The following is a 4,103-nucleotide window of genomic DNA, read 5'->3' as shown; positions in this document are numbered from 1 at the left end:
GCCGGTGCCGGCGACCACGTGGGCGGCGGCCGGGGCGGCCCCCGCCGAGCCGGGCGGTCGCGAACCCGCCGGCCCGGCCGTCGGCGGCGCTGATCGACGGGACCGACCAGTTCGAGGTGCTGCGCCTGCCGAAGAGCCGGCGGTCACCGTTGCCGCCCACCGAGTGAGCTGACGACCTGGAGACGCCCCCGGCAGGCGCGAGCCCGCCGGGGAGTTTCCGTGCTTGTCCGCCGTGGCGCAAACCGCGTCGGATGTCCGACCCTGTACCGTGAGTGAGTTGTCGCATACTGTGAGCGTCGGATCGCTTCGGGAGGGGCGACGGTCCGAAGCGGGGGCAGGGGGCCATGGCGGACGGTGCGGGCCGGTGGGGCCGCCGGGCGCTGCTGCGCCGGACCGCCCTGCTGGCGGGCGGCGCCGCGCTGGGCACCGCCGCCAGCACCCAGACCGCCTGGATCGCCGACCGACGCCTCCCGCTCGCCGACGGCCCGGCCAGCGCCACCCTCGGCACCCGCCACCAGCAGGTCGGCGCCGGCGGCGTCGAGGTCACCTGGGGGGTGCCTACCAGCGACCGGCTGGTCGCGCTCACCTTCGACGACGGCCCGCTGCCACAGTGGACGCCGATGGTGCTCGACACGCTGGACGAGCATGGCGTACCGGCCACGTTCTTCCTGGTCGGGGCGCGGGCCAGGGAGCACGCGGCGCTGCTGCGCGGGCGGCTGGGCCGGCACGAGGTGGGCAACCACAGCTGGGTCCACCAGGACCTGGCCCGGCTCGACGCGCACGCCGCCTACGACGACCTGCGGCGCAGCCACGACGCGATCGCCGAGGCGGCCGGGGTGCCGCCCCGGCTGGTCCGCCCGCCGTGGGGGCACCTCGGCGGGGCGGTGCTGCACGCCGCCGCCCGGCTGAACTACCGGCTGGTGCTCTGGACGCTGCAGATGGTCGAGGGCGAGTTTCCGGGCGACCCGGCCGGTCACGCCCGGCGGATCGTCGCCGACGTGCGGCCCGGCACCATCCTGCTCGGCCACGACGTCGGTGCGGAACGGCGGCTGGTCGCGCTCCGCGGGCTGCCCGACATGATCATCGGGCTGCGCGCCCGCGGCTACACCTTCGTGACGGTCTCCCAGCTGCTCGGGCACAGCACGGTCGTCTTACCGGCCCGGTAGGGTTCCGGCGTGTCGCCCACCCTCTCGGTCCTCGTGCGCAACCGCGACTTCCGCAACCTCTTCCTCGCCGAGCTGGTGGTCTTCGGGGCGGACTGGTTCGTGATGGTGCCCCTGCTGGTGCTCCTGCCCGAGCTGACCGGCAGCGGGGTCTGGGGCGCGCTGGTGCTGGCCGTGGACACCGGCACCGTCGCCCTGTTGCTGCCGTACACCGGCACCATCGCGGACCGGTTCGATCGCCGGAAGATCATGATGGTGGCCAACATCGCCGCGCTGGTCGGCGTCCTGCTGCTGCTCGGCGTCCGCAGCGCCGGGACGGCGTGGCTGGCGATGGTGGCGATCGGCGCCGTGGCGGTGGCGAAGGCGTTCTACTCGCCGGCCGCCCAGGCCGCCCTGCCCAACGTGCTCGACCCGGACGACCTCGCCGCCGGCAACGCGATCGCCGGTTCCGCCTGGGGCACCATGACGGTCGTCGGCGCCTCGCTCGGCGGCATGCTGAGCGCCGCCGCCGGCCCGTACGCCTGCTTCTGGGTGGCGGCGGTCGGCCTGGCGCTCGCGGCGGGCCTGGCCGCGCTGATCCGCCGGCCGTTGCAGGCCGCCCGCGAACCCGGCGGCACCGTGCAGCGCACCTGGCCGGCGATCCGCGAGGCGTTGCGCTACATCGGCCACCGGCCTCGGGTGCTGGCCCTGGTCACCGTGAAGTCGGCGGTCGGGCTGGGCAACGGGGTGCTGACCGTGTTCCCGCTGCTCGCCGGCGTGTACGGGGTGGGCGCGGTCGGCACCGGCCTGCTCTTCGCCTCCCGGGGCGCGGGCGCCCTGGTCGGGCCGATCCTGATGCGGCGGGTGCTCACCAACCGGGCCTGGCTGCTGCCCGGCCTGGCCCTGTCGATGTCGCTGTACGGCCTGTCCTACCTGGGCGTCTCGGTGGTCGGCTGGTTCCCGCTGGTGCTGGTGCTCGTCTTCCTCGCCCACTTCGGCGGCGGCAGCAACTGGGTGCTGTCCAACTACGCCCTCCAGGGCGAGGTGCCGGACCGGTTGCGCGGCCGGGTCTTCGGCACCGACATGATGCTGGCGACGCTGGCCATCTCGCTGAGCCAGCTGGTGGTGGCCCTGGTGGTGGACACCGTGAACGAGCGGACCGTGCTGGCCGGTTGCGGACTGGTCACCCTGGTGTACGCCGTCGGCTGGCGGCTGGCCACCCGCCGGCTCTCCCTCACCGAACCGGCGACCGAGCCGGAGTCCACCCCCGCCTCCTGACCTGCCGGCGGCGCGGCGAGCGGCCCGACCACCCGGGTGGGTGGGGCTCGATTCCCATGGATCGGGCGGACCGCCGCGATGTCGGTCCCGAGCCCTAGCATGAGCCGGTGCCGATGACTTTCACCGCCGGGCCCGTCCGGGTCCGGGTGCCCGCGACCAGCGCGAACCTGGGCCCGGGTTTCGACGCGCTCGGCCTGGCCCTCGGGCTGTACGACGACGTGGCGGCCGAGGTGACCCCGGGCGGCGTACGCGTGACCGTGGCGGGCGAGGGCGCCGGCGAGCTGCCCGAGGGCGAGCGGCACCTGGTCGCGACGGCCATGCGGGCCGCGTTCGACGTGCTGGGCGGACAGCCGCCGGGCCTCGCGCTGGAGTGCGTCAACCGGATCCCGCAGGCCCGCGGCCTGGGCTCGTCCTCGGCGGCCATCGTCGCGGGCGTGCTGCTGGCCCGGGCGCTGGTCACCGACGGGGCCGAGCGGCTCGACGACGACGCGGCGCTGCGACTGGCCGCCGAGATCGAGGGGCACCCCGACAACGTTGCGCCCTGCCTGCGCGGCGGCTTCACCATCGCCTGGACCGAGCCGTCCGGGGCGCGCGCGGTGTCGCTGGCCGCCGCCGACGGCGTCCGGCCGACCGTCTTCGTGCCCGCGGAACGCGGTCTGACCGCCGCCGCGCGGGCCGCGCTGCCGGCCACCGTCCCGCATCCCGACGCCGCGCTGACCGCCGGCCGGGCGGCGCTGCTGGTGCACGCGCTGACCGCGGCGCCGGGGCTGCTGCTGCCCGCCACCGTCGACCGGCTGCACCAGGACTACCGCGCCGCGGGCATGCCGGGGACCGCGGCCCTGGTCAGCGCCCTGCGTGCGACGGGTGTGGCGGCTGTGGTCAGTGGGGCGGGACCGACCGTGCTGGCCCTCACCGAGGTGCCAGCGGGCTTCGACCCGGGAACAGACTGGCAGCTCTGGCAGTTGCCCATAGACGTCAGCGGTGCCCGGGTTGCCCGGGGTAGACTGGGACACGCCGAGCGGGACCCTGTTGCCGCAGGTCGGAAGAGTTGATTACGCTCTAGACTCAGCACAGCCGCGAAGCATGCGATCTCCTGCGGGTCGGCGCACCCCCGAAGCTCTCGGCGGTCAGCCCGTCACCCCTGCCAAGGCCCACGCCGCACCGCAGTTTCCACAGGTCGCCGCAGACGGCGAGACCTGCTCACCGATGTTGGTGAGTCGGGAAACCGACCGGCTGCTGTGTCACAGACTCCCGCGACGCGTCAATGCGAGGCGGGTGCACCGAGGCCGCCCGGCCACCTGGTTTTCGACTCCGGGCAGTCCCGGCCTATCGAGGGAAGGAATCCATTGAGCGACACCACCGACGTGACGTCGGATGTTTCCAACGTCGCTGGCGATGCCACCACCGCCGCCCCCACACGCCGTCGGCGCAGCGGTACCGGCCTGTCGGCGATGCTGCTGCCAGAGCTGCAGAGCCTGGCCGCGTCGCTCGGTATCTCCGGTACGGCTCGCATGCGTAAGGGCGAGCTGATCAGCGCGATCACCGAGCGGCAGGGCGGCGCCGCCGCCGGAACCCCTCGACCGCGGGCCGAGGTCGCGGCCGCGGCCGCTCCCGCCCGGGACGAGGTACACGCCGAGGTGCTCCAGGAGCGGGCCGATACCGAGCGCCGCCCCGCCGAGCAGG

4 protein-coding genes are annotated in these 4,103 nt (G+C 74.9%); all 4 read left to right on the top strand.

What is annotated here, in order from left to right; genetic code table 11:
- Positions 1–344 precede the first annotated feature (344 nt).
- The gene (locus JNW87_RS35735) at positions 345–1,166 is read left to right on the top strand and encodes a polysaccharide deacetylase family protein (RefSeq protein ID WP_109804946.1); all 822 of its coding nucleotides are present in this window, start codon (positions 345–347) and stop codon (positions 1,164–1,166) included.
- A gap of 9 nt (positions 1,167–1,175) precedes the next feature.
- Positions 1,176–2,420 (top strand): MFS transporter, encoded by a 1,245-nt coding sequence (locus tag JNW87_RS35730; RefSeq protein ID WP_109804945.1) that lies wholly within the window; start codon positions 1,176–1,178, stop codon positions 2,418–2,420.
- 113 nt (positions 2,421–2,533) lie between these two features.
- Positions 2,534–3,472 carry a homoserine kinase gene (gene thrB / locus JNW87_RS35725; protein ID WP_238455221.1) on the top strand — a complete coding sequence of 313 codons (939 nt, stop codon included), beginning with the start codon at positions 2,534–2,536 and terminating at the stop codon, positions 3,470–3,472.
- A gap of 294 nt (positions 3,473–3,766) precedes the next feature.
- The coding region (locus tag JNW87_RS35720) for a Rho termination factor N-terminal domain-containing protein (protein ID WP_238455220.1) at positions 3,767–4,103 on the top strand (337 nt) is incomplete at its 3' end.

Source organism: Micromonospora sp. ATA51 (assembly GCF_016802855.1).
GTDB classification, from domain to species: domain Bacteria; phylum Actinomycetota; class Actinomycetes; order Mycobacteriales; family Micromonosporaceae; genus Micromonospora; species Micromonospora sicca.
Note: the sequence above shows the minus strand (reverse complement) of the source record. Positions and strands in the feature narration are given on the sequence as shown.

Bases quoted from the DNA above. Each gene is read 5' to 3' on its own strand.
- thrB (WP_238455221.1), top strand. From the start codon at position 2,534: ATGACTTTCACCGCCGGGCCCGTCCGGGTCCGGGTGCCCGCGACCAGC.
- JNW87_RS35735 (WP_109804946.1), top strand. From the start codon at position 345: ATGGCGGACGGTGCGGGCCGGTGGGGCCGCCGGGCGCTGCTGCGCCGG.